The organism is Lentzea kentuckyensis (genome assembly GCF_002150765.1).
Taxonomy (GTDB): domain Bacteria; phylum Actinomycetota; class Actinomycetes; order Mycobacteriales; family Pseudonocardiaceae; genus Lentzea; species Lentzea kentuckyensis.
This window is the reverse complement of the sequence record NZ_MUYM01000054.1, coordinates 21,415-42,115: the sequence shown is the minus strand read 5'-3', so window position 1 is coordinate 42,115 and position 20,701 is coordinate 21,415. Positions and strand designations below refer to the sequence as shown.

The following is a 20,701-nucleotide window of genomic DNA, read 5'->3' as shown; positions in this document are numbered from 1 at the left end:
GGGCTCTCCCAGCCCGCGGACCCGAAGGATGCCGCGCTCGCTTAAAGCGGTCTTAAGGTCGGACTTTTCGCAGGTCAGGGGCAGCTGACCAGGGTGTCGCCGGCCTCGGCGTCGAGGCAGGTGTCCACGCCGAGGCCGCCGTTGAGCGTGTCGTTGCCGGCGAGGCCCCAGATGAGGTCGTTGCCGCTCAGCGCCAGGATGTTGTTGGCCACCGCGCTGCCGACCAGGTGGTCGACGAAGTTGGTGCCGGTCAGGTTCTCCACGTCGCTCGCCACGTAGTCCTTGAGCGCCAGCGTGTCGTAACCGTCGTCGGTGCCGGAACCGATGGTGACCGAGACACCCGAGTTCGGGTGCAGCGCACTGCCGCTGTTGTAGTCGACGCGGTCCGCACCGGCACCGCCGTAGACGCTCACGCCGCCGCGCTTCGGCCTCAGCGTGTCAACGCCGTCACCACCGCTGATCGTGCCCTTGGCGCGGGTCTCGATGACGTCGTTGCCCTCCTCGCCGTACACGTGGGCCGGCATCGCGTCGGCGTTGGTGTTGTCGTAGTTGATCGCGACGCGGTCGTTGAGATCACCGGCGTTGACCCGGACTGACGTGATCAGCTTCGTGGCGCCGGACTCGTAGGTGCAGTACACGGTCGTGCCGCTGAGCGAACAGCCCGCGCCGACGGCCAGCAGGTCGCCGGAGTCGGTGATGGACAGCCGGTGGTTCGCGGTGTCCAGCGCGACCACGACGTTGTTGGTCTTGCCGGCCTCGGCGTCGATGACGAGCTGGTGGTTGTTCACGTACACCGTGGTGTGCGGCGCGGCGTGCGCGACGGCGGGCAGCGCGATCGCGGCGAGCGTGGCGGCGCCCAGACCGATGAGCATCCTCATGCTGTTTCTCCCCTTGGTGGATGTTGCTGTGTGCGGGGAACAGCCTGCTCAGCGCTCTTTCGGCCACCTTTGGGTCGTTTTAGGGCCGTCTTTCTGCTCGTAGCAGAACGCCCCTTTGCCGGGGTCGCGGTGCTGTCACCATGACGACATGGCGGAGATCCTGGACTTCAAGCGCACGCCCGAACCGTTGTGGCGCGAGGCCCTGGGCCGGAAGCTGCGCGAGGCCAGAGAGGAACGGGGCGACCGCCTGGTCGACGTCGCCGACCGGGCCGGCATCTCGGTGCAGTACCTGTCCGAGATCGAGCGCGGCCGCAAGGAGCCGTCGAGCGAGATGATCGCCGCGGTCACCGGGGCGCTGGGCATCGACCTGGCCGACCTGCTGATCAGCATCGCCGGCCAGGTTCGCCTCGTTCAGCGCACGCAACAGTTCCACACTTCACGTCCGATGGGTCGTCCCTCGGGTCCCGTCGCCATGGCTTTCGCGCTGGTGGCTTAGGCCCGCTGGTCGAGCACCTGGTCCGCGAGTCCGTACTCGACGGCACCAGGTGCGTCGAACACGCGGTCGCGGTCGGTGTCGTGGCGCAGTTCGGCCACGGCCCGGCCGGTGTGCCGCGCCAGGATCTCCTCCAGCTGCGTGCGCACCCGGACCACCTCGTCCGCCGCGAGGATGAGGTCCGGGATCGTGCCGCGCCCCTGTGCCGCCGGTTGGTGCAACACGACCCTGGAGTGCGGCAGGACGGACCGGCGCCCTTCCGCCCCGGCGGCCAGCAGCACCGCTCCGGCCGCGACCGCCTGGCCCACGCACGTCGTCGCGACCGGCGCCTTGATGTAGCGCATGGTGTCGTACAACGCGAGCATCGCCGACGGGTCCCCGCCCTCGCAGTTGATGTAGAGGTTGATCTCCAGGTCCGGGTTGTCCGCCTCCAGGTGGAACAACTGCGCGATCAGCGCGTTGGCCACCCCGGAGTCGATCCCGGTGCCGAGGTAGACGATCCGCTCGGACAGCAGGTGCGAGTAGACGTCCATGACCCGCTCACCGCGCGCGTCCCGCGTGATGACGTTGGGAATGGTGTAAGTGCTCATGCGACAGCCCCCGAGTGCAGTCCCAGCTTGTGCGTGCGGACAGGTACGACCTGAGCCAGATCGCTGACGACGTGGTCGATGAACCCGTACTCGAGTGCCTGCGCCGTGGTGAACCAACGGTCGTGCAGCGAGTCGGTGAAGATCCGGTCGAACGGCTGCCCGGTGTCCTCGGCGATCAACCCGAGCACGGTGTCCCTGGTGTAGCGCAGGTCGTCCGCCTGCACCTCCACCTCGACCGCCGAGCCGCCGATCCCCGAACTTCCCTGGTGCATCAGGATTCGCGCGTGCGGCAACGCGAACCGCTTGCCCGGAGTGCCCGCGGACAGCAGGAACTGCCCAGCGCTGCAGGCGAGGCCCAGCGCCAGCGTGGCCACGTCGCACGGCACCAGCCGCATCACGTCGCGGATCGCCAGCATCGACGGCACCGAACCGCCCGGCGAGTTGATCCACAGCGCGATGTCCTGCCGCGGGTCGTCGCTCGCCAGTGACAACATCTGGGTCGCCAGCACCGTGCCGTTGTCGTCGTCGAGCGCGCCGTCGAGAATCAGCACCCGCTGACCGAAGAACCGTTCCCGCAGCCCAGGGCTGAACAGCTTCTCGTTATTCGTCATGGTTCTGACGATGCCGACTCGACGGTGCCGCTCGCCGCTTTCTCTGCTGTCGGCAGATCAGCCCACAGCAGGCACGTGCTCGGGCGGGCAGGCGAACGCGGTGAGAGTCATGCGCCAGCGCACAGTGCCGCCGGCAGGCACCACCGCGACCGGGCGGGTGCGGTCGTGGCGGTCGAAAGTGCGGCCGAGCATGGGTTCCACGCCGATGCTGCGATACGGCGCCTCTTCCGGCCAGCCGCACAGGTTGCGCCACAACGCGACGGAGACGGGTTGATCGGCGCACTCCACCCGCAGGCCGAGCTGATGATCTCCATCCACGACCAGGATCCGGCCGTGTTCCAGGATCGCGCCGACCGCCGACCCGTCGTCGGGACCCAGTGACGCCAGCCCGGCTGGCCACTCGCGGAGCACCGGAGCGGGATCGGTGATCAGCACGGGAGTGCCCGCGGGCGCGACCAACCGAGCGGCGGGGCCGACGTCGAGCAGCGCGTGCGCGGCCCACACGAACCGATAACCGGGCTCCGCCGTCAGTTCGTAGTCGGCGACAACGGCACCGTCCTGCGCGCCGATGGTCCGGCGGAGCGTGAAATCTGGGCAGTCCACCCCGGACTCGTGCCACGGCCTGCTCCAGGCATCGCCGTGATCCGGGGTGCCGCGAACCGTCGGGACGCACTCCTCCAGGCCACCCGCGTCCACGAAGGGATCGCCCGGCATCACCCCGGAGCGCGCCGGGTCGGCACGGTGCCACAGCCACTCGCGGCGGGCCGTGCGCAGCGAGATCCACCGGCCGCCGAGAGCGTGATCGACCTCGGCGTGCAGCGGCACAGCCCCTGTGACCTGCACGGTTCGTCTCCGATCTGGTCAGTTCGTCGTGCAGGCCGTTCCGTTCAGCGTGAACGACCCGGGAACGCGGTTCTTGTCGCGCATGGACCCGAGAAACCCGATCGACACCTCACGTCCCGGCGCGATCGCCGCCGTGTAGTGAACGCTCGCGGCACTGACGGTCGCACCGCGCTGCGACGAGCTCGCGTTCCACATCTGGTTCACGACCTGACCGTCGGCGAAGGACCACTGCAGCGTCCATCCGTTGATCGCCGCCGAGCCGGTGTTCCTGATCGTGATGCCGCCCTGGAACCCGCCCGGCCACTGCCCGCTGACCCGATATGCGACAGCGCACGGCGGCACAACGGGCGGAGGTGGCGGCGGCCGGGTGGTGGTGGTCGTGACGACCACCGGGGATGCGGCAGTGGTCGTCGTCGCGACCGGTTCCGGCTGCTGGACACGTTTCGGAGGAGTTGTGGTCGCAGTCGTCGACGTCATATCCATGCCATTGCACGGAAGTCCCCACAAGCCGCGGTTTTCGCGCGCCGCAGCAGCTTCCGCCTCAGCCAGCGCACCGGCCGCGCCCTGAGCGCGCAGCACACCCTCCCGCACGGCCAGAAGCGCGTAGTCGGTGCCGTCCTCGAGCCACAGGTTGACTTCGCCGGGAATGACGGACGTCATCCGAACCGGCCGCGCCACCAGTGTCTTCGTCGCGAACGCGATCGCGGCGGCGGCCCAGCACTCCGCGGGCGGGGCGAGCAACGAGATCTGGACGCGCTCACCGCTGTCGAGTTCGACCGTGCGGCCGTCGATCACCTCGCGCACGTGCCGGGGCACGTTCTCCTGCGCCTCGGTCACCAACGTGGGCGGGCGCGTCCACACCCGAGTGTCCACAGCGGGCGCGGGGCTCTCCACAGTGCACGCACACGTGAGGAGAACCATGAGAACTGACAAGGACTTCCGGACCACCAAGAGCTCCCGACGCGCTCGTTGAATCTTTGACGACCGTATCGTCTTTGTGAGCGCACCTCACTCCGCCGTTCGGACTTGATCAACTGAGCGAGCTGCCGTACCTCAGGTGAGGAGAACCTGGCAGTTGCACACCAAGAGCGAAACCATCCGACCGGCTCTCAATTGAGACGGCATTCGTCGCTACCGTCGCATCTCTGCCCATTACGCGACTTCCTTGGGAATTCGGAGAAACATCGTGCGAGTCCCTGTGCCCATCCGTCCTGCCCCAGACCGCTCCAGAACCCGCCTACCCGCCTGGCGGACGATCACCGCGCTCGGCGTCAGCGGTCTCGTGGTCGCCGGGCTGACCGCGTCGACCGCCAGCGCGGAGGACAGCACCCTGCGCAGTGACCAGGCCGTCGCGCGCTCGTGCTTCGCGAAGACGCTGACGAAGGGCGACCGGGGTGTCGCCCTGCGCCAGGTCACCTCCACAGTGGACGGCCTCGTCCAGGCGCGGCTCCGCCCGCACGGCAGCGGGTCTGGCGACTGGGACGTCGCCGTGTTCGACAAGGCGACCGGTGCGGTGGTGGCGGCCTCCGCGGCGCTGCGCAGCGCCGAGCTCGCCGAGAGCTTCGTGAAGAAGGGCCAGCAGCTCGTCGTCCAGGCCTGCCGGCTCTCCGGCTCCTCCCGCACCGTCACCCTCGGCGTGGACTTCCTCGCCGCCGCGGCACCGGAATCCGGCCGGCAGGCCGAGATCGTGCGCGTGGAAACGCCCACCAGAAAGCAGAAGGACCACCTGTTCGCGCTCGGTCTCGACGTCACCGAGAAGGCCGACGCCACGGGCGTCGAGGTCGTGCTGGCCGGCGCGGAGGACCGCAGGAAGCTGAGCGACAGCGGCATGCGTTCCACTGTCGTGCAGCCGGACCTCTCGGCGAGGTCGATCGAGAACGCGAAGGCGGACGTCGAGTACGACGCCCGCACCGAGAAGTCCGTGCTGCCGTCGGGACGGACCTCCTACCGGCACCTGTACGAGTACGAGTACGAGCTCAAGGAACTGGCCCGCCGCAACCCCGGTCTGGTCAGGGCCTTCACCCTGCCCGAACCGACCTGGGAGGGCCGCGACGTCGTCGGCGTGGAGATCGCCACCCCGGTGACCAAGGCGGGCGACGGCAAGCCCGTCAACTTCACCATGGGCGTGCACCACGCGCGGGAGTGGCCCGCCGGTGAGCACGCCGTGGAGTGGGCGTACGAACTGGTGAAGGGTTTCCGCGCGGGCGGAGAGCTCAAGTCGCTGGTGCAGAAGACGCGCAACATCGTGGTGCCGATCGTGAACCCGGACGGGTTCAGCGTCTCCCGCGAAGCCGAGCCCAAGGGCGACTTCAGCCGGTTCGACTACGAGATGAAGCGCAAGAACTGCAACGTGTCCGACTCTCCGGAGGAACTGCGGACCGGTGCCTGCGGCGCGAACCCCGCGGGCCGGCTGCGCGGTACCGACCCCAACCGCAACTACGCGGGTCTCTGGGGCGGCGTCGGCGCGTCCTTCCAGTGGAGCAGCGACACCTACCGCGGTACCGGACCGTTCTCCGAGCCGGAGACCCGCAACGTCCGCTCGATCGTCGCCAACCACGCGGTGACCAACCTGATCACCCTGCACACCTACTCGAACCTGGTGCTGCGCGTGCCCGGCGTCGCCGACGTCCGGCCTCCGCTCGAGGAGCCGGCCTACCGCGCTCTGGGCGACAAACTGGCTTCCCGCAACGGTTACAAGAGCCAGCCGGTGTGGCAGCTGTACGACTCGACCGGCGGCCTGGAGGACTGGTCGTACTACGCGACGGGCGGCTGGGCGTTCACGTTCGAGGTCGGCCCCGACGAGTTCCACCCGCAGTTCAGCAAGGTCGTCGCCGAGTACGCGGGTCTCGCTCCGGCGGCGGGCGAGGGCAAGGGCGGCAACCGGCAGGCGTTCGTCGACATGCTGGCGAGCACCGCGGACCAGGCAGCGCACGCCACTCTCGTCGGTTCGGCTCCCCAGGGCTACAAGCTCCAGGTGCGCAAGGCCTTCAGCACGCCGACCTCGCGGATCATCCAGCCGGGCGGCACCACGTCCGACCCGATCCAGTGGGCCGACGTGATCAAGTCCGACCTCGTCGGCAGCGGCGGCAGGTTCAAGTGGGCGGTCAACCCGTCGACCCGCCCGTACGTCGCGGGCAACTACGGCCGCGACCCGCAGGGCCCGGCTCAGCAGACGTTGGTGCTGGCCAACCCGGACGGCGTTCCGGCGACCAACACGGACTTCCCGAACAACCCGGTCGCCGAGCGCATCCCGTTCCGGGTCGAGGGCATGCCCACCGCGGACAACGGCAAGATGGAGGTCAGCGTCAGCTGGGGCACCGCCGGCACCGACTGGGACCTCTACATCTTCGACTCGGCGGGCAACCTGGTCACGTCCTCGGTCACCGGTGACACCAACTCCGAGAAGGCCAGGCTGTTCGACCCGCCCGCCGGTGACTACACCGCCGTGCTGGTCAACTACGCCCAGGCCGACCCGGCGAAGACGGACGACTGGTCCAACCTGGCCGTCGAGTTCTCCTCGCCGCTGCCCACGACCTACGGCCCCAAGGAGCCGTACACCCTCACGTGCAGCGACTCGCGCGGCCGGCTCGTCGGCCTGGCGGAGATCTACGTGGACCGCGGCCAGACGACCGATGTCGGCAACGTCTGCACCCGCTCAGCCACCACCGCCAAGGAACGCAGGTAGTGGTCAAGGCCAAGCCCTCGACCGGATTCCTGTCGAGGGCTTGGCCTTCAACCGTGCGGTAAGGCTCAGCTCGTGCGCACGCTGACGCCCAACGCCTCGTCGTAAAGGTCCGCGACGCTGAAGACGTTGCGGACCGAGCCGTCGACCGTGCATCCACCCTTGTGCGACCCGAAGGCCGTGAAGTTGAACGACCAGCCGCCACCGCTGTCGCCGCCGATGGTGGTGTTCTTGGCGTTCATCGCCACCAGGCGGTCGTTGAACACACCGCTGTTGGTGCAGGAGATCGACGTCCGGAACACGGTGTCGCCGCAGTCACGCGAGTTGGACGAGCGCCCGTAGACGCAGACCGACTCGCCGACGGTGATCGAGGCACGCGGCTCCACCGCCGCGACGTCCCGCAGATCCGTCGCGCTGGCGTAGAAGTCGTCGGGCTCGGCCACCGCGGAGGTCTTCCACTCGACGTCGCCCCACTCGCCGCGGTGCTCCGCCTGGTGGGTCACCGCGTGGACGCCGACGGCGGGATCGACGATCTGGTTGATGCCGTCACAGTGCCCCGCCGTGGTCACACCGGTGGTGCCGCCGCCGTTCTGCACGGCCCAGCCACTGGTGCATTCGAAGACACCATCGTCCTGAACCGCCATTCCACCGAAAGCCTGCTCGTCGGCCGCGACGTCCCCGTCGACCAGCGCCAGGCGGACACCCTGCGCCTCGTCCGCGGAAAGCCGGGAGAGTACCTGCTGGGCCTGGGCGGGCAGGTTCGGTCTCCTGGTCGCCACGGCCTCGACCGTCGAGGTCGTCTCGTCGAAGGACGTGACGACGTCCTGGAAGCCGATGTCGACCAGCCGGTGGTTGAGGCGGACCGACCGTTCCTCGAGCTCCAGCCACGAATGCGGCCGGTTGTCGGCGATCTCGACGGCGACGCCCGAGGCGCGGACCCGCGCCAGCAGATCGCCGTCGGCTTTGCCCTTGACGTAGAGCGTCGGCGCGCCTCCCGGCGTCGCGGACAGCTTCGCGCCCGCGTAGACGTCCTGGCGTTTGGCCGAGATCTCCTGCTGCACCTTGCCGAACGCCTCGGCCACCGCGTGCTGCGCGGCGGCCTGTTCGACCGTCCAGCCTCTGCTCTTGGCGACGAGGGCCAGGTCAGTGGCCAACGCCTCCGGTCCCGTCGTCCCTTCGACGACCGCCGGGCCACTGCTCGTGCCCAGCGAATCCGCGGCGGCGGGTGCGACGAACACACTGCCGACGAGCGCGCACGATGCTAGTGCTGTTGGAATCCTCGATAATTTCACGGCGACTCCCCTGATGGCGACTGAGGAATAACATCCTCGGCCAGGAACCCTGGCAGGCAACATCGCCACCAGGTACCGCCTTACGTACGCAGAAAAATGATTCGAAAATCTTCCCGATTCAATATTAATCAACGGATCGTGACACCGACCGGAGAGTATTCACTTGATAAGACGAGTATCAGCGCGGCCCCGCCGGCCTCGCGTCGTGGACGATGAACACGTCGCGAGCACAGCTCGCATCCGGCTCCGCGACCCAGTGATCCCTGCGCTCGACCGGCTCGTCACCGACAAGGTCCTCACCGCTGACGGTCACCATGTCACCCGCTTTGATCGTCAGCCGATCGCCGTTGGCCGCGGTGAACGCGATCGCGCCCGAAACCCACTCGACCTGCGCCGATCGCCACGCGAGCAGCCTGCGCGCCCCGGTCTCGGCCAGCTCCAGCTCCACACACCGCTCGGTGATGCGCAGCCGCCCGGTGCCGCCCAGGCTCGTCGACTCCCCCTGCGCCTGATCTTCGAGCACAGCGAGCGGGCCGAGCGTTCCGGGCTGCTGCGCCGAGTCGGATCCGGCCGCACACGAACTGATCAGCAGCACGGCGGCACCAACACACAGCCGCCCAATTCTTCGGGTTTTCACGTGATTCCCTCCTTCGGATCAACCACGACACGACCGCCACACCGAAAGGACGGAAATCGATCCCGATCCGGTTGCCTCGTGTCTGTGACACCTGGAATATGCGCCAAAAGGCCGAACAGTTCGACATTCCCACCGAGAACGCATTCGATGAAGGCTCGTCCGCAACACCTGCCCGGAGGCCGAGCCGGCAGCACCCTGTGGTCGAGCGAAGCGACGACCCGACATCTGTGGTCGAGCGAAGCGACGACCCGAGGCGGGGGTCCGGGGCGCAACCCCCGGCTGGGGTCTGGGGGGCTCGGCCCCAGAAAACACCACGGGCGAGGCATGGTTCGCGCTTTCCGCGAACACACCTCGCCCGAAGATCGTGCCCCGGCGCGCCTCGTACAACATCTACCCGCTCGCGCACCCGCCGTGAACTGCAGGTTTCCGCCACCGTGGAGGACACGGACGCCCAGGCCGGGCGATTCCTCGTTGAGTCGGTGGTCTGCGGCGGTCGTCCTCAGGCGTGCTGGCTCGTCACGGGCACACTCTCCGACGTGCTGGACGGCCTGGATGAGCTGCCGCCACCGATGTCGCGGCTGGCTCCCCGTCTTCTCCTACCTGCGATCGTGAGGTGACTGATGTCCAGCCGCGGGGTTGACGCGTTGGACATTCCCAGGGCGCTCGGCGAACGAGTGCGCGTGGCTCTCAACGACTCCGTGCCGCTGTTCGAGTCGCCTGATGACCACGGCGTTCGCTGGGTCTTTCTCGTCTCACCGAACACCGGCGCAGCTCGGCCGGAACTCGCTGAACTTGGTGTCGACCACGTCCGCGCCGGGCGCAGCGTCGATCTTCCGCCGAGTCGGTTCGGGCAGCACCGGTTGCGGTGGCTCACAGGACCAGCAGGCGTGTCGATTCCGGACTTCACAGCGGTGGCGCACGCAGCTCTCAGCGCGGGTGACCAAACCCGTTGCACAACACAGGATTGACGACGACGAACGAGAGAACCGAGTGACGATGACCGAGGTTCGAACATTGCAGCCTGGCGGCATTGTTGCGCCGTATGTGACCGCGCGGCCTGGTGAGCAGGACCTGCGGTGCGACTTGGCGGTACGTCCAGATGGCCGCGGTGTCGGTTATGCGCGTGAGCTTCTGGGTGATCGGGATGAGCAGGGTGTCCTGTGGGCGCGAGTGGCGGAGCGTCTCCTGGAGGGAAGGCCGGAGTTCGCCAGGGTGCATCCGGCTCGGCAGCGGCGAGCAATGTGTGAGCTGCTGTGCCAGGTGTGTGCGGGGCCGGCGGATCGAACGCCGGAAGGTGTTCTGTGGTTGATGCGGGATTTCCGCAAGGACTGGCCAGGTTGGCCTGAAGGTGCGGCTTCGGTGGACCCGCCGGTCTGTGCTCGGTGCGTGGGGACGTCGATGCGGCTGTGCCCGGCGCTTCGGTGCGGCGCTGTTGCCGTTCGAGTTCGGGAGTTCGCGGTCGTGGGTGTCTGGGGCACTCTCTACCGGCCAGGTGTGTTCGCGCCTGTCGCGGTCAATGCCGTTCGTCTTACCTACGGTGATCCGCTGACTCAGTGGATGGTCGCTGCGGCGTTGGTCCGCGAGCTACGTGGGTGCAGCTTCGTGCCGTTCGAGGAGTTGGGCGACGCGGCGGACATGGGATGACACGGGGATGCCGAAGAACTTCCGGGCCACGACGCTCGAACGCGCCATCAGGCGGCAGCTGGCCGGGTGGCGCAACGAGCTGCAGCTCAGCCTGACCGACGCGGGGCAGCGGGTGGGTTTCAGCAGCGCCAAGTTGTCGATGATCGAGAACGCGGTGCAGCCGTCCGCAGTGCTCGACATCATGGCGCTGGGATACGTCTACAAGGTGCCGGCCTCGGAATGGCAGTCCGTCGTCCAACTGTCGCAGCACGCCGAATAGGTGCGTACCCGCGTGCTCGATGGCAGTGCGGTGTCGTTCGACCCGGCGGCAGACCTCGCCGATCTGGTTTTCGAAGCGACGGCGTTGCGCACGTTCACCACTGATTTTGTTCCGCCGCTCCTCCAGCTCCCTGACTACGCGCACTTCGCGGTACGGGTCGACGATCCGTACCGTGCGGCGCTGCAGGCAGCGGTCAGGGATTCCTGGTCGAGCCGACTCTGCGACAAGGATCCGCTCAACGTCCAAGCGGTATTCCCTGAGTCCGTGCTCCGGCCGGTTGTCAGCGGCCCGCAGGTGATGAAGGCACAGTTGCTGCATCTGATGGAGATGAGCGAGCTGGACCTGATCGAGCAGTGTGCGCAGCGATTCGAGAAGCTGCATCAGACGGCGTTGCCCGAAGGAGAGTCACTCGAGCTCATCGCCGAGGCGATAGCTGAACTGTGACGAGCGCTCGTGTTCGTTCTGGTCTGGCGGATGAGGCTGCGCCAACCGGGTGAGATCTTCGACTGACTCGGAGTGGTAACGCTCTGTTGATAGGTGTTCGACTGGCAGTATGTCGCGCGGTCACGCACCGTGGGGAGCGGTGCGGGCAGCGAGAGGTGGGTTTCAGGGTGTCGGGGGAGATCGTCTGTTCGTTCGCGGCGCTGGATGTGCTCGGCGAGGCGTTGCGAATCAATTTGCGGCGGTTCCCGTTCGCCATTCCGCATCACGGCACCACGCGCGAGGACCGGGTTCGGCTGATCGAGGCCGTGCACCGGGACCTGATTGACCGGGGACTGGTCCGTGACGGCGAGTTCGCGCCGGAGTCGGTGCAGGCGTTGCACGTGTTCGCCCGCGGGCACCTTGCGGTCGCCTTGGTCGGTACCGCCGATGAAACGCAGCCTGTGGCACTCGCAGTCACTGACGACCGCACGGGCGTGATTGCGGAGCAGCAGGACAACGCGATCGCCTTCCGGCTCTGCCAGCCCGACGCTGTGCGGATCGCTGCCACCGTCGAACGGCAGGCACGGAGCGAGCACCGTGCCGAACCCGAACCGGTCAGCTTTCAGAGCTGGTCCGGCATGCCTGACCTGGAGACGTGGCTGACTCAGGTCAAGGTAGAACAGGCCGCCATCGGCCGGCAGCTGCGCGAAGCCAGGGAGAACGCCGACAAGGTGTCACTCCAGGTGACAACACTACGCAGTCCGTATGGTCTCGTGACACTGCAGATCCGCAACAGGGCGTTGGTCGGACTGACGGCGGACGCCGCAGCGGTCTCTCGGGCGAACGTCGGGCAGCTCCAACAAGATTTGTGGGAGGTGTTCAGCGATGCCGGGCTCACCTCGGATCGAGGTATAACACCGGCGAGCCCGTCCAAGCGTCGCCTTCGCGCAGAGGAAGCCGATCCGGAAGAGGACGTGTGGAAGGGTCTGGGGGCGCAGTGAATCGAGCCACTGGGATCGTGGGCGTGGCAGTGCTCGCGTTGAGTGCGGCGGCGTGTACCGGTGGCGACGCGGTGAGCGGCAAGCCGCAGGGCATGTCCAGCACGTCGCCGACCTCAGCGACATCGCCTGCGCCCGTTCGCGCCAAGTACACGGCACTGCCAACCTGCCAGCAGGTGACGCAGAGGGTGACGGGTCTGCCGCCGTTCCGGTCCGGCAACGAAGACCCCTCGGTGTCCGACATGCTCACCGGATGTGAGTTCCAGCGCATCCCGGACTGGCCGCGGGTGAACCTGCAGGTGTCGGCGTGGCAAGACGAGAAGAGCGACATCTCGGGGCCTGCTGGTCCAGGTAGAGGAGCGCTCAAGGCCCGTGAAGTGTACGACGTGACGTCCAAGCCTGGCGCCGATCCGGCCGACGACGGTGCGGCTGGGGACGTGGAGGTGGGTGAGAAGGCGAAGTGGCTGACGCCGAAGGGCAAGGACAGCTGCATGCTGATAATCCTCGACGTCAACGCCGTGCTGATTCTCGAGAACAAACCAGCGGACAAGCCCGCGCCGAGGTCGCAGGAGTGCAGGGGGCCACTACGTGAACTCGCGAAGTCGTTCTACGACGCGGTCCAGACGCCGTAGACGCCGCGAAGACCCAGATGAAGGCGTTCCGAGCTGGTGCCCATGCCGCTGGAGCAACCTTTCAGGGCCCTGCCGATGTTGCTCGTCTTCACCGCTGTCGCCACTCAGCTCCCGCTGCCTCTCCCCTGCGCCTGCGGGTCACGAAACATCGCGATGATCTATCGAATTGACCTGGCCGAGATGCCGGCCTACGCGATGAACCACAACACCGTCGTCCAGCAGGAGCGCAAGTTCGACCAGGGCCGTCTGAACGCCGTGTGGCTGACCGACATCACGTACTTGTCTTGCGGTGAGGGCGAGATGCTCCTGTGCGCGATCCGCGACGGGCATTCCCGCACAGTTCTCGGCTACAGCATCGCCGACCACATCAACGCCCAGATGGTCACCACCGCCATCGAGGCGGCCGTGGCAGCCCGCGGCGGCGAATGTCGTGGCACAGTCCTACATTCCGACCGCGGTGGCGAATACACGGCGAACCTGACCGCGCAGGCCTGTTTCCGGCACGGACTGCGCCGATCGATGGGCGCCACCGGGATCTGCTGGGACAACAGCCCCGCCGAGTCGTTCTGGTCGACGTTCAAACACGAGCACTACTACCGGCACGTCTACGCCACCAAGACGGAACTCGTTGCCGCAGTTGACGATTGGATCCTTTTCTACAACAGTACGCGGCGGCACTCCAAGCTCGGGATGCGCAGTCCCAGCGACTATGAGAAGTCACTCCGAGCAGCTGCCTGATCTTCTTACGCCCCTGTCCACCGTTCGGGGTGAACCTCTAGGTGTGGTCCACCGCACCGGCGCACGAGCCGTTGATTCCAAAGTGGATGTTCGATGAGCTCAACGCACGAAGGCAGACCAAACGCGGCTCTCGCGACGGCGACGAGAAGAACACTCGCCCGGCAACCGCTCGCACCTACGTGTCGCGCGGCATGGTGTACGACTCCTGCGGGCGCCGGATGTTCGGCAGCCAACGTGGCGAACGTGCCTACTACCTGTGCTGGCCGCGCAACAACAACCTCGGCCGCCCCGACAACTACCCCAACCACGCAAAGACGGTCTACATCCGCGAAAGCAAGCTGTTCGAAGCGATTGCCGCGTTCTACGCCGACAGGGTCTTCGGCCCGCACCGCCGAGCCATCCTCGCCGCCGAGCTCGCCACGGTCAACGACCGGCAAACCCAGGAACGGCAGGCCCTACGAGAGCGACTGCAACGCAGCATTGCCGATGTCGCTCGCCGACAGGACACCATCCTGCGCCAGGCCCAGAGCGGCGATCCCGATGACCCGTTCAGTCGAGGACTGCGCCAGAGCTACAACGACCTCGAAGCCGAGAAACAGGCCAACCTGGCCGCCATCGCCGAGCTCGACGCCCTGGACGACGCTGAGCCCACCAAGCCCAGTGAAGAGGACGCCAACCTGATCGACGCGCTCCCACAACTACGAATCGACCTGGCCAAGGCACCCGAGAAGCTGCTGCGGAAGCTGTTCGACACCACCCAGCTGACCATCCGGCTGCACCCGGACAGCAACTACGTGACTCTGACCATCAAACTGCCGGCCGACCGGCTCACCGCCATCGCCGGAGCTGCGGAAAGGATCGACGAAATGTTCCAAGACGCACACGAGCCCGTGACCAGCACGGTCACGGGCTCGTGTGTAGATGTTGTACGTGCCCCCGGTGCGACTCGAACGCACACTGGACGGATTTTGAGTCCGCTGCCTCTGCCGATTGGGCTACGGGGGCGTAGCGGGATGAACTCTAGCGGATCAGACCAACAGGTTTCCGCAGGGGACCCTTAGGACTTCACGAGCCGTCCGATGGCCGCCGACGCCTCCGCCAGCTTCTCCTCGGCCACCGGCCCGCCCTCGGCCGCCGCCTGGGCCACACAATGCTTCAGGTGCTCGTCGAGCAACCCCAGCGAGACCGCCTGCAGCGCCTTCGTGGCGGCGGAGATCTGGGTGAGGACGTCGATGCAGTATTCATCGTTCTCGACCATGCGCTGGAGACCGCGGATCTGTCCCTCGATGCGGCGCAGTCGCTTGAGGTATGCGTCCTTGTCCGCGGTGTACCCGTGCATCGGCTCCTGACCTTCCCTACCCCTGGCGGGTATGTCGAGGATACCCGCACGGATGGGGGTGCGTTATGTGCAGCGCTGCTCCGTCAGCGGGAATGGTGAAGCGGCCAGCAAGCCCAGCAACGGGACGAAGTGAGACGACTAGCTGCACATTTTGGACCCATAACACCCCTGTGGTTTCACCGGGTAAATGACCCGACCGGGCGGTTGGGTCACATTTTAGCGGCGAAAGGTTCGCCGTTTTTCCTCATCTGGACTATGGTGTTGTCGGAGCACGTGGTTACGTCGAGGATCCGCGTGCTATGTGAGTACCCAACGGAGGAACAGTGGCACAGCAGACCGTCGTCCAACTCATCGACGACCTCGACGGCGGAGAAGCCGACGAGACCGTGACCTTCGCACTTGACGGTGTCGAGTACGCCATCGACCTGTCGAAGGGAAATGCGGAGCGGCTTCGCGAGTCGCTGGCGGACTTCGTCGGCAAGGCCCGTCGTGCGGGTGGCCGCAAGCAGCGCAAGGGCACCGGCAAGTCGACGGTGAAGGCCACCGACAAGGCCGAGGCGCAGCGCATTCGTGACTGGGCTCGGGCACAGGGGCACCAGATCTCGGACCGTGGTCGCATTCCGCAGAACCTGGTCGTGCAGTTCCAGGAAGCGCACGCCTCCTGACCTGCGCAAAAGCGAGGTTTCCACACGTCGGCCGGGTCGCCGGCCGACGTGTTAACCCGAGGTTCGACCCATCAGGATCAAACACAGTCCTGTTCGTTCACATCTTCCCCGGAACGTGGGATCAACGACCGGGAAAGTCCGCTCCGAACAGGCGTAACACCGCTGTTGCCTTGACCGCTGTCTCCTCGAATTCCTCGTCGGGCTCGGACAGCGAGATCACCGCTCCGCCAACACCGAAACTGACCTGGTCGCCGTTCGCGACGAGGGTTCGGATGACGATGCTGAAGTCGGCGGCTCCGTTGAGCGAGAAGTAACCGAGCGCTCCCGAGTACACCCCACGTGGACCGGCTTCCAACCCATCAAGGATCTGCATGGTCCGGATCTTCGGTGCACCGGTCATCGAACCACCGGGAAACGCCGCTCGAACACATCGGACGGCAGAACTGTCCGGCCGAAGCCTGGCTCTCACGGTGCTCACCAATTGGTGTACGGTCACATAGGTCTCGACGTCGAACAACCGCGTCACCTCGACCGAACCCACTTCCGCGCACGTGCCGAGATCGTTGCGGACGAGGTCCACGATCATCAGGTTCTCCGCCCGGTCCTTGACCGAACGGGCCAACGTTGTGCGCAACATCTCGTCGTCCGACGCATCAACACCACGAGGGCGTGTGCCCTTGATCGGCGATGACTCCACGACGCCATCTCGGTCGACCCGGATAAATCGTTCGGGTGACGTGCTGAGCACGGACAGTTCGCCGAAACGCAGCAACGCCCCGAACGGAACGGGATTTGCGGCGCGAAGCAGCCGATAAGTGGCCCACGGGTCGAGCGGCGCATGCCCCGGCGTCGTGCAAGACATCATGTTCGTCAGGCACACCTCGTACGTCTCCCCCGCCGTGATCGCTTCCTGGCACGCGCCGATCAGCTTCAGGTAGTGCGCACGCGGATGCCGCAGCGTCACGTCGGACACGACAGGTTGCGAAGGCTCACCCAAATGCCTCAGATCTGCCAGGACGGCGGAAACGTCGCCGAACCAGGAGTCGTCGGTCAACGAGAGCAAATAGACGCAATCATCAACGTGATCGATGACCACGGCACGGTCCGCGAAGACGAACGACGCGTCAGGCTGTTCCGCGCGGTGTGCGAAGTCGCCGCCGCACTCCGCCTTCAACTCGTAGCCGAGATACCCGACCCACCCCAGTGCGAAGTCGAACGGCACGTCGGGCTGCTCCACGCTCCATCGCGCGAGGTCCTCGTCCAGCCACGAGAAGAAGGATGGACAGGACAGTCGTTCGCCGTTGAGCACGAGTTCGTGGTCCGGCACCGAGTACTGCGCGACGCGCGCGAGGGGGCCCGACGCGTCCCCCATGAACGAGAACCGCCCGCCGGATCCGCTGTCCAGCCAGAACGCGGCCTCAGACGTCCCGTAGAGCGCCGCGAACGCTTCCTCCGCGTCGACGGCCAGGTCCAGGCGCCGGACGTGCACAGCGCGCCTCTGAGGCTCTCGACGAACCAGCACCGGTTCCGGCACCGCGGCCGTCCGCGTGGGGGTGAGCGCGCTGAAGTTCGCGAGCATTTCGCGTCCGAAGTCCGTGCAGATCGACTCGGGGTGGAACTGCACGCCCCACGCGGGCCGGTCGAGAGCGCGCACACCCATCAGCACGCCGTCGTCGCTCCACGCGATGGGTTCCAAAGAAGAAGGCAGTTCAGTGACCGCCAACGAGTGATAGCGCACGACGTCCAACGGCGACGGCAGTCCGGCGAACACGTCGACGCCCGTGTGCGTGACCGGGGAAACGACCCCATGGCGCGGCACGGGCGCAGGGCCGACAACGGCGCCATAGGAAAGACACAGTCCCTGATGTCCCAGACACACGCCCAGCAACGGGATCTCGGCGTGCTCGATCACCGCGCGGCAGATGCCGAAGTCGGCGGGGTTGCCCGGCCGGCCGGGTCCTGGCGAGATCACCACGTGGTCGAACGAACGCAGTGAGGCCAGCCGGAATCGCGGGTCGTCGTTGTGGACGACCACGGGCTCGGCACCGTTCACCTCAGCGAGGTGCTGGAAGAGGTTGAACGTGAACGAGTCGTAGTTGTCGATGAGCAGAGTCCGCATTGCAGGACGGCACTCTACCTGCCAAAACACCCGAAAAGAGCAACGAGAGAGGGCGGCCACAAACGTGACCGCCCTCCGCACGAACGCGCTGACTCAGCTGCCGACGCGGAACCGGGGATCCGTCGCCAGCTCGGCCAGCTTCTCCTCGGAGAACAACGGCTCGGCGAGCGCCGGGTAGCCACCGCCCAGGTAGCTGTCGTCCTGGGCGACCGTCACGATCTGACCGTCGTTGGACCGGTAGGTGGCCCACTTGTCGAACTGGTCACGACCGCTCGGGTTCTCCTGCACGACACCGACCTTGAGGCCCTTGACGTCGTACACCTTGCACGTCCCGCCCATGCCCCAGAAGTCCTTGGCGAGGGCGCACGGGTCGTCCGGCATGGCCGGGTTGGGCGTGGACGACTCGACGAGCAGCCACCCCACCTTGCCGTCCTTGCGCACCGGTGTCTCCGCCATGTACTGCCAGACCTCGGGCACGTCGCCTTTGTTCGACGCGACCTGGCCCTGGGTGCGCTGCATGTCACCCCCGGAGTAGCTGGGGTCCTGGTACTTGAGCTGCGGTGCGTCGTACCCGGCCGGCACCACGCCCTTGAGCTCGTCGAGCAGCTTCTGCGCCCGTTCCGCCTGAGGGCCGTTGTGAGCCGTGCGGTCGGTCTGCCCGTCCGGCCACTCGCCCGCCCAGGAGGAGCTGCTGCTGGGGCCGGCCCCCATCATGTACTCCTTCGCGGCCGTCGGGTTGAGCGCGAACGCCGAGCCGAGGCCGACACCGACGACGAGCACCGCGACAAGAGCACCGACGATCGACGACCGCCGCTTCGACCGAGCCTTGCGCGCCACGTCGAGCGCGCGGACCGGATCCATCGACGGCGGCGGGCTGCTCGCCACCACAACGTTTTCGAAAACTCGCTTGAGGTCCTGTTCGTTCATCGAACCCTCTCCTGCTGTGAGAGCAGACCGCGCAGCGTCTGCAGCCCCCGCGCGGCCTGGCTCTTTACCGTTCCTTCCGAACACTTGAGGACGACTGCCGTCTGTTCGACCGACATGTCCTCCCAGTACCGCAGGACGAGGCACGCACGTTGTTTGGGAGGCACCTTCGCCAGAGCCTCCAGCAACACCATTCGTTCCTCGGGGTAGGTGCCCGGCGGAGCTGCCGAGTCGGAGAGCTCGTCGCTCGCCGACTCGAACCGGAACCACCCGCGCCGTCGCTCGGAGATGAACGTCCGCACCAGAATCTGCCTGGTGTAGGCGTCCAGCGCCTCGTGCCGTTCGATCCGGCGCCACGCCAGGTAGAGCTTCGTGAACGCCTGCTGCACGAGGTCCTCCGCGCGATGCCAGTCGCCGCACAGCAGGTAAGCCGTGCCACGCATGGCGTCGGAACGGGCCGCGAAGTACTCCTGGAACGCGGCGTCCCGATCACTCATCAGGTCTCCCCCTATCTGCGGTACCGGGTTACTCACGCCACCTGCGGCCTGGCGGGTTGCATGGACCTCGCGAGGAATTCTTTTCGGCCTCCGCGGGCCGAGGGTCCCACCGGCGGTGACGGTCCGCGTGCCGAAAGTGATCGGGCGGGCCCGTGGGCACCTCCGACGATCACGCCCGGAAAGGCGAAAAGCATACTGATGTCGTGATTTTCCTGTTGCTCCTCGGAGTTCCGGCCGGACTGGGCCATCTGTACCTGTGGCGGCGGCTGGTCGTGGACACCACGCGCCCGCGCACGCTCGGGCGGCGGGTCGGCGGGCTGGCCGTCGCCGGGGCGTTCGTGCTGCTGATGAGCGCGCTGGTCGTGACCCGCAGGGTGCCGCCGGAGTACGGGAAGTTCTTCGCCTGGCCTGGGTTCGTGTGGCTCGCCCTGCTCTTCTACCTGGCCATCGCGCTCGGCATCGCGGAGATCCCCCGCCGGGTCCTGCTCAGGCGAGCGACCCTCGTGCCCGCCGCGGTGGGCGCGGGTCCTGACCCGGTCGAGCCGGTCGAGGTCGTGCCGGACCCGTCACGGCGGCTGTTCATCTCGCGGTCGGTCGCGATCGGCTCGGGCATCGCGGCGGGCGGCGTGGTCGGGTACGGCATGACGCAGGCGCTGGGCGCGCCGCAGCTGCTGACCGTGCCGGTGACGCTGGACAAGCTCCAGGCGTCGTTGTCGGGCTTCCGGATCGCGGTCGTGAGCGACATCCACCTCGGGCCGCTGCTCGGCCGTTCGCACACCGAGCGGATCGTGCGGATGATCAACGAGCAGGAGGCCGACCTCGTCGCGATCGTCGGCGACCTGGTGGACGGCACCGTCGCTGAACTGGGCGAGGCCGCGGCCCCGTTGCGGGACCTGGTGTCCAGGCACGGCAGCTTCTTCGTGACAGGCAATCACGAGTACTTCTCGGGTCACGAGCAGTGGATCGCGGAGCTGGACCGGCTCGGCGTGAACCCGTTGCGCAACGAGGGTCTGACGGTCGCCGGTGGCATCGAGCTCGTGGGTGTGAACGACGTGACGGGGAAGTCGTACAACGACGGACCGGACTTGGACCGCGCGCTGGCGGGCCGGGACAAGAACAAGCCGCTTGTCCTGCTGGCACACCAGCCCGTGCAGGTCGGCGACGCGTCTTCACGCGGCGTCGACCTCCAGTTGTCCGGTCATACACACGGCGGCCAGATGGTGCCGTTCAACTTCGTTGTGCCGGTGCAGCAACCCAGCGTGGCGGGGCTGTCGAAGGTGGACGACACGTGGCTGTACGTCAGTCGTGGCGCGGGTTTCTGGGGGCCACCGGTGCGCGTGGGCGCGCCCCCGGACATCACCATGATCGAGCTGAAGTCTGCCGGGTAGATCACACTCGGCCCGCGGGATTGCGTACTTGCGGTGTCCAGGCCGTAGA

21 protein-coding genes and 1 tRNA gene are annotated in these 20,701 nt (G+C 66.9%); 9 read left to right on the top strand and 13 right to left on the bottom strand.

Annotated features, from left to right (window positions below; genetic code table 11):
• Positions 1 to 74: 74 nt before the first annotated feature.
• Positions 75 to 878 carry a calcium-binding protein gene (locus tag B0F77_RS48065; RefSeq protein ID WP_158102811.1) on the bottom strand — a complete coding sequence of 268 codons (804 nt, stop codon included), beginning with the start codon at positions 876 to 878 and terminating at the stop codon, positions 75 to 77.
• 148 nt (positions 879 to 1,026) lie between these two features.
• Here B0F77_RS48065 and B0F77_RS24520 point away from each other — a divergent pair, with 148 nt between their 5' ends.
• Complete coding sequence (locus tag B0F77_RS24520; RefSeq protein WP_086665317.1) at positions 1,027 to 1,374, top strand: helix-turn-helix domain-containing protein; 348 nt, start codon at positions 1,027 to 1,029, stop codon at positions 1,372 to 1,374.
• Here the strand turns inward: B0F77_RS24520 and B0F77_RS24515 are convergent.
• The 4 genes from B0F77_RS24515 to B0F77_RS24500 are packed head-to-tail and all read right to left on the bottom strand — an operon-like array spanning position 1,371 to position 4,276.
• Positions 1,371 to 1,961 (bottom strand): ClpP family protease, encoded by a 591-nt coding sequence (locus B0F77_RS24515; protein WP_086665316.1) that lies wholly within the window; start codon positions 1,959 to 1,961, stop codon positions 1,371 to 1,373. The genes B0F77_RS24520 and B0F77_RS24515 overlap by 4 nt on opposite strands.
• Entirely contained in the window at positions 1,958 to 2,572 is a 615-nt protein-coding gene (locus B0F77_RS24510) for a ClpP family protease (RefSeq protein ID WP_086665315.1), read from the bottom strand. Before B0F77_RS24510 ends, B0F77_RS24515 begins: the two co-directional genes overlap by 4 nt.
• 57 nt (positions 2,573 to 2,629) lie before the next feature.
• Positions 2,630 to 3,415 (bottom strand): hypothetical protein, encoded by a 786-nt coding sequence (locus B0F77_RS24505; RefSeq protein ID WP_211293984.1) that lies wholly within the window; start codon positions 3,413 to 3,415, stop codon positions 2,630 to 2,632.
• A gap of 18 nt (positions 3,416 to 3,433) precedes the next feature.
• Complete coding sequence (locus tag B0F77_RS24500) at positions 3,434 to 4,276, bottom strand: cellulose-binding domain-containing protein (protein WP_158102810.1); 843 nt, start codon at positions 4,274 to 4,276, stop codon at positions 3,434 to 3,436.
• Positions 4,277 to 4,670: 394 nt separating this feature from the next.
• Between B0F77_RS24500 and B0F77_RS24495 the strand changes: the two genes are divergently transcribed.
• Positions 4,671 to 7,100, top strand: a complete 2,430-nt coding sequence (locus tag B0F77_RS24495) for a M14 family zinc carboxypeptidase (protein ID WP_086665388.1) — start codon at positions 4,671 to 4,673, stop codon at positions 7,098 to 7,100.
• A gap of 65 nt (positions 7,101 to 7,165) precedes the next feature.
• Here the strand turns inward: B0F77_RS24495 and B0F77_RS24490 are convergent, their stop codons facing one another.
• Both B0F77_RS24490 and B0F77_RS24485 read right to left on the bottom strand, forming a co-directional pair.
• Positions 7,166 to 8,335 (bottom strand): hypothetical protein, encoded by a 1,170-nt coding sequence (locus B0F77_RS24490; RefSeq protein WP_086665313.1) that lies wholly within the window; start codon positions 8,333 to 8,335, stop codon positions 7,166 to 7,168.
• A 232-nt stretch (positions 8,336 to 8,567) separates the two neighbouring features.
• On the bottom strand, positions 8,568 to 9,026 hold the full coding sequence (locus B0F77_RS24485) for a hypothetical protein (RefSeq protein ID WP_143466883.1): 459 nt from the start codon (positions 9,024 to 9,026) through the stop codon (positions 8,568 to 8,570).
• Positions 9,027 to 10,677: 1,651 nt separating this feature from the next.
• Here B0F77_RS24485 and B0F77_RS24470 point away from each other — a divergent pair.
• The 5 genes from B0F77_RS24470 (at position 10,678) to B0F77_RS24450 (ending at position 13,720) form a co-directional block, all read left to right on the top strand.
• Entirely contained in the window at positions 10,678 to 10,929 is a 252-nt protein-coding gene (locus tag B0F77_RS24470) for a helix-turn-helix domain-containing protein (RefSeq protein WP_086665309.1), read from the top strand.
• On the top strand, positions 10,930 to 11,373 hold the full coding sequence (locus B0F77_RS24465; protein ID WP_086665308.1) for a Scr1 family TA system antitoxin-like transcriptional regulator: 444 nt from the start codon (positions 10,930 to 10,932) through the stop codon (positions 11,371 to 11,373).
• A 155-nt stretch (positions 11,374 to 11,528) separates the two neighbouring features.
• Positions 11,529 to 12,353 (top strand): ESX secretion-associated protein EspG, encoded by an 825-nt coding sequence (locus B0F77_RS24460; protein WP_342746828.1) that lies wholly within the window; start codon positions 11,529 to 11,531, stop codon positions 12,351 to 12,353.
• A gap of 23 nt (positions 12,354 to 12,376) precedes the next feature.
• A complete protein-coding gene (locus B0F77_RS24455) occupies positions 12,377 to 12,982 on the top strand; it encodes a hypothetical protein (RefSeq protein ID WP_143466881.1) in 606 nt (201 codons plus the stop codon).
• Between the two features lie 153 nt (positions 12,983 to 13,135).
• Positions 13,136 to 13,720, top strand: coding sequence for an IS3 family transposase (locus B0F77_RS24450; RefSeq protein ID WP_211293982.1), 585 nt, complete (start codon positions 13,136 to 13,138; stop codon positions 13,718 to 13,720).
• Between the two features lie 455 nt (positions 13,721 to 14,175).
• Here the strand turns inward: B0F77_RS24450 and B0F77_RS24445 are convergent, their stop codons facing one another.
• The 3 genes from B0F77_RS24445 to B0F77_RS24435 form a co-directional block, all read right to left on the bottom strand.
• A complete protein-coding gene (locus tag B0F77_RS24445; RefSeq protein ID WP_086665306.1) occupies positions 14,176 to 14,418 on the bottom strand; it encodes a hypothetical protein in 243 nt (80 codons plus the stop codon).
• Between the two features lie 233 nt (positions 14,419 to 14,651).
• Positions 14,652 to 14,725 (bottom strand) — tRNA-Leu (locus B0F77_RS24440).
• Between the two features lie 52 nt (positions 14,726 to 14,777).
• On the bottom strand, positions 14,778 to 15,059 hold the full coding sequence (locus tag B0F77_RS24435) for a metal-sensitive transcriptional regulator (protein ID WP_030466675.1): 282 nt from the start codon (positions 15,057 to 15,059) through the stop codon (positions 14,778 to 14,780).
• A gap of 323 nt (positions 15,060 to 15,382) precedes the next feature.
• Here B0F77_RS24435 and B0F77_RS24430 point away from each other — a divergent pair, with 323 nt between their 5' ends.
• Positions 15,383 to 15,724, top strand: coding sequence for a histone-like nucleoid-structuring protein Lsr2 (locus tag B0F77_RS24430; RefSeq protein WP_030476951.1), 342 nt, complete (start codon positions 15,383 to 15,385; stop codon positions 15,722 to 15,724).
• Positions 15,725 to 15,845: 121 nt separating this feature from the next.
• On the opposite strand, the gene pabB is transcribed toward B0F77_RS24430, so the two are convergent.
• The 3 genes from pabB to B0F77_RS24415 form a co-directional block, all read right to left on the bottom strand.
• Positions 15,846 to 17,843 carry an aminodeoxychorismate synthase component I gene (pabB, locus tag B0F77_RS24425; protein ID WP_086665305.1) on the bottom strand — a complete coding sequence of 666 codons (1,998 nt, stop codon included), beginning with the start codon at positions 17,841 to 17,843 and terminating at the stop codon, positions 15,846 to 15,848.
• A 93-nt stretch (positions 17,844 to 17,936) separates the two neighbouring features.
• Positions 17,937 to 18,770: a hypothetical protein gene (locus B0F77_RS24420; RefSeq protein WP_086665304.1), complete on the bottom strand. Its 834-nt coding sequence runs from the start codon at positions 18,768 to 18,770 to the stop codon at positions 17,937 to 17,939.
• Positions 18,767 to 19,264: a SigE family RNA polymerase sigma factor gene (locus tag B0F77_RS24415; RefSeq protein WP_086665303.1), complete on the bottom strand. Its 498-nt coding sequence runs from the start codon at positions 19,262 to 19,264 to the stop codon at positions 18,767 to 18,769. The genes B0F77_RS24420 and B0F77_RS24415 overlap by 4 nt, the downstream gene beginning before the upstream one ends.
• A gap of 203 nt (positions 19,265 to 19,467) precedes the next feature.
• Between B0F77_RS24415 and B0F77_RS24410 the strand changes: the two genes are divergently transcribed.
• Positions 19,468 to 20,652 (top strand): metallophosphoesterase, encoded by a 1,185-nt coding sequence (locus tag B0F77_RS24410; protein WP_342746827.1) that lies wholly within the window; start codon positions 19,468 to 19,470, stop codon positions 20,650 to 20,652.
• Positions 20,653 to 20,701 lie beyond the last annotated feature (49 nt).

Excerpts from the sequence above, each read along its gene's own strand:
- B0F77_RS48065 (WP_158102811.1), bottom strand. The coding sequence starts at position 878 with ATGAGGATGCTCATCGGTCTGGGCGCCGCCACGCTCGCCGCGATCGCG.
- B0F77_RS24520 (WP_086665317.1), top strand. The coding sequence starts at position 1,027 with ATGGCGGAGATCCTGGACTTCAAGCGCACGCCCGAACCGTTGTGGCGC.
- B0F77_RS24515 (WP_086665316.1), bottom strand. The coding sequence starts at position 1,961 with ATGAGCACTTACACCATTCCCAACGTCATCACGCGGGACGCGCGCGGT.
- B0F77_RS24510 (WP_086665315.1), bottom strand. The coding sequence starts at position 2,572 with ATGACGAATAACGAGAAGCTGTTCAGCCCTGGGCTGCGGGAACGGTTC.
- B0F77_RS24470 (WP_086665309.1), top strand. The coding sequence starts at position 10,678 with ATGCCGAAGAACTTCCGGGCCACGACGCTCGAACGCGCCATCAGGCGG.
- B0F77_RS24450 (WP_211293982.1), top strand. The coding sequence starts at position 13,136 with ATGATCTATCGAATTGACCTGGCCGAGATGCCGGCCTACGCGATGAAC.
- B0F77_RS24435 (WP_030466675.1), bottom strand. The coding sequence starts at position 15,059 with ATGCACGGGTACACCGCGGACAAGGACGCATACCTCAAGCGACTGCGC.
- pabB (WP_086665305.1), bottom strand. The coding sequence starts at position 17,843 with ATGCGGACTCTGCTCATCGACAACTACGACTCGTTCACGTTCAACCTC.
- B0F77_RS24420 (WP_086665304.1), bottom strand. The coding sequence starts at position 18,770 with ATGAACGAACAGGACCTCAAGCGAGTTTTCGAAAACGTTGTGGTGGCG.
- B0F77_RS24415 (WP_086665303.1), bottom strand. The coding sequence starts at position 19,264 with ATGAGTGATCGGGACGCCGCGTTCCAGGAGTACTTCGCGGCCCGTTCC.